Source organism: Mycobacterium parascrofulaceum ATCC BAA-614 (assembly GCF_000164135.1).
Lineage (GTDB): Bacteria > Actinomycetota > Actinomycetes > Mycobacteriales > Mycobacteriaceae > Mycobacterium > Mycobacterium parascrofulaceum.
In genome coordinates this window covers 73,661-78,110 of the sequence record NZ_GG770557.1, presented here as the reverse complement: position 1 = coordinate 78,110, position 4,450 = coordinate 73,661, and the positions used below count along the sequence as shown (strand labels likewise).

Sequence of the window (4,450 nt, the reverse complement as noted above, 5' to 3'; positions counted from 1 at the left end):
GTGGCTCCTCCGCCAGGCGGAATGCCCGGACCGTTCGGCGGCGGTGACCGCGCGACCGTCGTGCAGGCGGCGCTGACTCAGGTCGGCTCGCCCTACGTGTGGGGCGGTGCCGCGCCCGGCGGGTTCGACTGCTCGGGCCTGGTGATGTGGGCGTTCCAGCAGGCGGGTATCTCGCTGCCGCACTCCAGCCAGGCGCAGGCCGTAGGCGGCCAACCGGTGGCGCTGTCGGACCTGCAGCCCGGGGACGTGATCACCTTCTACAACGACGCATCACACAGCGGCCTCTACGTCGGTGACGGCATGGTGATCCATTCCTCCACGTACGGCCAGCCGGTGCGGGTGGTCCCGATGAATGCCGCAGGCCCGGTCCACGACGCCCGTCGCTACTAGGTTCCCCGGCCCGCACCGCCGGCGGCTTTCAGCACTGCTGGCCTGGGTGTTCGTCCTGGAGTTGATCCTCGCGGCGGCGGTGCCCTTCGACGCCGCCCTCGATCGCCGGGCGCGACCCCCCCAGCTGGTCACCCCCGCACGCGCCCAGTTCAGCGCGACGTCGAGGTCGCTGGTCGTCGGCGATCGCACCGTCCGGCTCATCGGTCACGGCGGCCCGGCCGGCGACCGCCTGCTGTCCCGGGTGGCGTCCGCCGTCGGCGGCGCGATCGGCGCGGTCGAGGCCTTCTGGGGCGTCGACTGGTCGCGTGAGATCGCGTTGGTCGCGGCCCACACGGACGAGGAGTTCCGCGCCGCCGCCGGCGGTGGCCCCGCTGCGCAGTGGGCCGACATCGCGGCCGTGACCGTCGTCGACCGGGTCGACGCCGCGCGTCGCGTCGCCATCGGTGAGCGGATCGTCTTCGCGCCCGGGGCCGCCAACATGACCGCGGGAGCGCTGCGAATCGTGTTGATCCACGAGCTTTTTCACTACGCCGCGCGCGTGGACACCGCCCCGGATGCGCCCCGCTGGCTGACCGAAGGCGTCGCCGACTTCGTCGCGCGGCCCCAGGCCCCGGTGCCCGCCGACGCGCTGCCGGTGCCGCTGACCCTGCCCTCGGACGCCGACCTGGACGCGCCCGGGTCGCAGCGCTCGCTGGCGTACGACCGCGCGTGGTGGTTCGCCCGCTTCGTCGCGGACACCTACGGGGCGGCCAAGCTGCGCGATCTGTACCTGGCCGTCTGCGGCCCCGGGCACACCGACGTGCCCACCGCGCTCCACGACGTCCTGGCCACCGAGGTGCCCGGCGTGCTGGTGCGCTGGCACGAGTGGCTGACCCACGCGCGCTGACCGAGGCCCCGCACGAAGCGCGCGGGCCTCACGCTAGCCTGACGCAGTGAGCCGGGTCCTGCTGGTAACCAACGACTTTCCGCCCCGGCCGGGTGGCATCCAGTCCTACCTGAGTGACTTCGTCGGCCGGCTGGTCGACGCCCGGTTGCATTCGGTGACGGTGTACGCGCCGCAGTGGAAGGGCGCCGACGCCTTCGACGCCGCCGCCGAGGAGGCCGGTTATCGCGTGGTGCGTCATCCCGGCACGTTGATGCTGCCCGGCCCGGTGGTGGACGCACGGATGCGCCGGCTGATCGCCGACAACGACATCGACACCGTCTGGTTCGGCGCGGCGGCCCCGCTGGCGCTGCTGGCGCAGCGCGCCCGCCAGGCCGAGGCGACCCGGGTGGTGGCCAGCACGCACGGCCACGAAGTGGGCTGGTCGATGCTCCCGGTCGCGCGATCGGTGCTGCGTCGCATCGGCGATACGACCGACGTCGTGACGTTCGTCAGCCGCTACACCCGTGCCCGGTTCGCGCCGGCCTTCGGGCCCAATGCCTCGCTGGAATACCTGCCGCCCGGGGTGAACACCGACCGGTTCCACCCCGACGCGGCGGCCGGCGCCGCGCTGCGCGACCGGTACCGGCTCGGCGCGCGGCCCACGGTCGTCTGCGTCTCCCGACTGGTTCCGCGCAAGGGCCAGGACACCCTGATCAAGGCGTTGCCGTCGATCCGGCGGCGCGTCGACGGCGCCGCCCTGGTCGTCGTCGGCGGCGGCCCCTACCTGGAATCGCTGCGCAAGCTGGCGCGCGAATGCGGGGTGGCCGACCATGTCACGTTCACCGGGGGGGTGCCGGCGGACGAGCTCCCGGCACACCACGCGCTGGCCGACGTCTTCGCGATGCCGTGCCGCACCCGCGGCGCCGGCATGGACGTCGAGGGGCTGGGCATCGTCTTCTTGGAGGCGTCCGCGACGGGCAAGCCGGTGATCGCCGGTGATTCCGGTGGGGCGCCAGAAGCCGTGCAGCACAACAAGACCGGGTTGGTGGTCGATGGGCGTTCGGTGGACGCGGTCGCCGACGCCGTCGCCGAGTTGCTCGGCGACCGTGAGCGGGCCGCCGCGATGGGCGCGGCCGGGCGCGAGTGGGTGATGGCTCAGTGGCGGTGGGACACCCTGGCCGCCCGGCTGGCCGGGCTGCTGCGCGGGTGACGACCCTCGAGCGTCACGCTGGCGTGACGCTCGGCGCCCCGCGCCACGCTGGCGTGACGCTCGGCGGTCGAGGGGTCCAGGGGGCTGTGCCCCAGCTCGGTGCCCCAGCTCAACTCCCGGCGGGTCGCTAGTCCTTTTCGTAGATCGAGTCGATGTCGGCGGCGAACTTCTCGGCGACGACGTTGCGCTTGACTTTCATCGTCGGCGTCAGCTCGCCGGTGTCCTCGGTGAAGTCGACCGGCAGGATGCGGAACTTGCGGATCGACTCGGCGTGCGACACCGCCTGGTTGGCGTGCTTGACGGCCGCGTCCACCTCGGCGACCAAATCCGGGTCGGTGGCCAGCTCGGCCACCGACGCGCCGGCCGCCTTGTGGTTGCGCTCCTTCCAGGCGCCGAACGCCTCGGGGTCGATGGTGATCAGCGCGCCGATGAACGGCTTGGCGTCGCCCACCACCATCGCCTGACTGATCAGCGCGTGCGCCCGCAGCTGGTCCTCGAGCACGGCCGGGGCCACGTTCTTGCCGCCGGCGGTGACGATGATCTCCTTCTTGCGCCCGGTGATCTTCAGGAAACCGTCCTCGTCGAGCGCGCCGAGATCGCCGGTCTTGAACCAGCCGTCGGTGAACGCGTCCCGGGTGGCCTGCTCGTTGCGCCAGTAGCCGCTGAACACCACGCCGCCGCGCACCAGCAGCTCGCCATCGTCGGCGATGCGCATGCTGTTGCCGGGCAACAACGTTCCGACCGTGCCGATCCTGACGTTGCCGACCTGGTTGACCGTGATGGCCGAGCTGGTCTCGGTCAGGCCGTAGCCCTCGTGAATGGTCAGGCCCACGCCGCGGTAGAAGTGGCCCAGCCGCGCGCCCAGCGGCGCGCCCCCGGAGACCGACGCGTGGCATTCGCCGCCCAGCGCGGCGCGCAGCTTGTGGTAGACGAGGCGGTCGAACAGCGCGTGCTTGGCCCGCAGCAGCGGTCCCGGCCGCCCGCGGTCCTGCGCCTGGCTCCAGTCGACCGCGGCCTGTACGGCGGCGGCGAAGATCCGCCCCTTGCCGTCGTTGACCGCGTTCTGTTCGGCGGTGTTGTAGACCTTCTCGAACACCCGCGGCACCGAGACCACCACCGTCGGCTTGAACACGGCGAACATCGGCAGCAGGTTCTTGATGTCGCTGGTGAACCCGACGGTCACCTTGTTGGCGAACGCCGACAGCGTCAGCGAGCGCGCCAGCACGTGGGCCAGCGGCAGAAAGATCAGCAGCCGCTGCCCCTCGTCCAGCAGGGTCGGCAGGCACTCCTTGGCCCCGCGGGTCTCGTAGAGCAGGTTGGAGTGGGTGAGTTGGCAGCCCTTGGGCCGTCCGGTGGTCCCCGAGGTGTAGATGAGCGTGGCCGGGTCGTCGGCGCGCAGCCCCTCCTGGCGCGCGGTCAGCTCGGCGGGCTCGACCGACGCGGCGGCCTCGGCGAGCTGGTCGAGCGCCTTGGGGCCCGAGCCGTCGATGTGCAGCACGCGGCGCATGGCGGGCAGTTCGGCCGTGAGCTCGGTGACCATCGCGGCGTGGGCGTCGGTCTCGGCGAAGGCCAGCACCGCCTCGGAATCCTGCAGTACCCAGCGCACCTGCTCGGCCGACGACGTCTCGTAAATCGGCACGGTGACCGCGCCCACCGACAGGATCGCCAGGTCGACGATCGCCCACTCGTAGCGGGTGGCCGAGAAGATGCACACCCGGTCACCGGCCTGGACCCCGAGCCCGATCAGACCCAGCGCCGCGGAGCGGACCTGGTCGGCCACCTCCGCGCAGGTGACGTCGGTCCAGGCGCCGTCGATCTGACGTCGGAAGATGACGAAGCCGGGGTCCTCGCGCTCGTGCTCGAAGACCATGGCCGCGATGTTGTCGTGCTCGCCGACGGAGAAGCGGGCGGGGACACTGTACTCACGCACTCTTACTGACCTCGTTTTGGCTTGGCTGACGTTCCGGTGGCCGGGTTGTTGTCGT

The 4,450-nt window shown here is 71.9% G+C and carries 4 protein-coding genes; 3 read left to right on the top strand and 1 reads right to left on the bottom strand.

All coding sequences use genetic code 11. The features are described from left to right. The 3 genes from HMPREF0591_RS21715 to pimB form a co-directional block, all read left to right on the top strand. Nucleotides 1–390: NlpC/P60 family protein (locus HMPREF0591_RS21715; protein WP_040623685.1), on the top strand; the 390-nt coding region annotated here is incomplete at its 5' end. A 46-nt stretch (nt 391–436) separates the two neighbouring features. Further along, entirely contained in the window at nt 437–1,276 is an 840-nt protein-coding gene (locus HMPREF0591_RS21710; protein ID WP_083212328.1) for a hypothetical protein, read from the top strand. A gap of 46 nt (nt 1,277–1,322) precedes the next feature. Next, nucleotides 1,323–2,465, top strand: coding sequence for a GDP-mannose-dependent alpha-(1-6)-phosphatidylinositol monomannoside mannosyltransferase (gene pimB / locus HMPREF0591_RS21705; RefSeq protein ID WP_007170809.1), 1,143 nt, complete (start codon nt 1,323–1,325; stop codon nt 2,463–2,465). A gap of 127 nt (nt 2,466–2,592) precedes the next feature. On the opposite strand, the gene HMPREF0591_RS21700 is transcribed toward pimB, so the two are convergent. Beyond that, nucleotides 2,593–4,395, bottom strand: coding sequence for an AMP-dependent synthetase/ligase (locus HMPREF0591_RS21700; protein WP_007170808.1), 1,803 nt, complete (start codon nt 4,393–4,395; stop codon nt 2,593–2,595). Nucleotides 4,396–4,450: the final 55 nt, after the last annotated feature.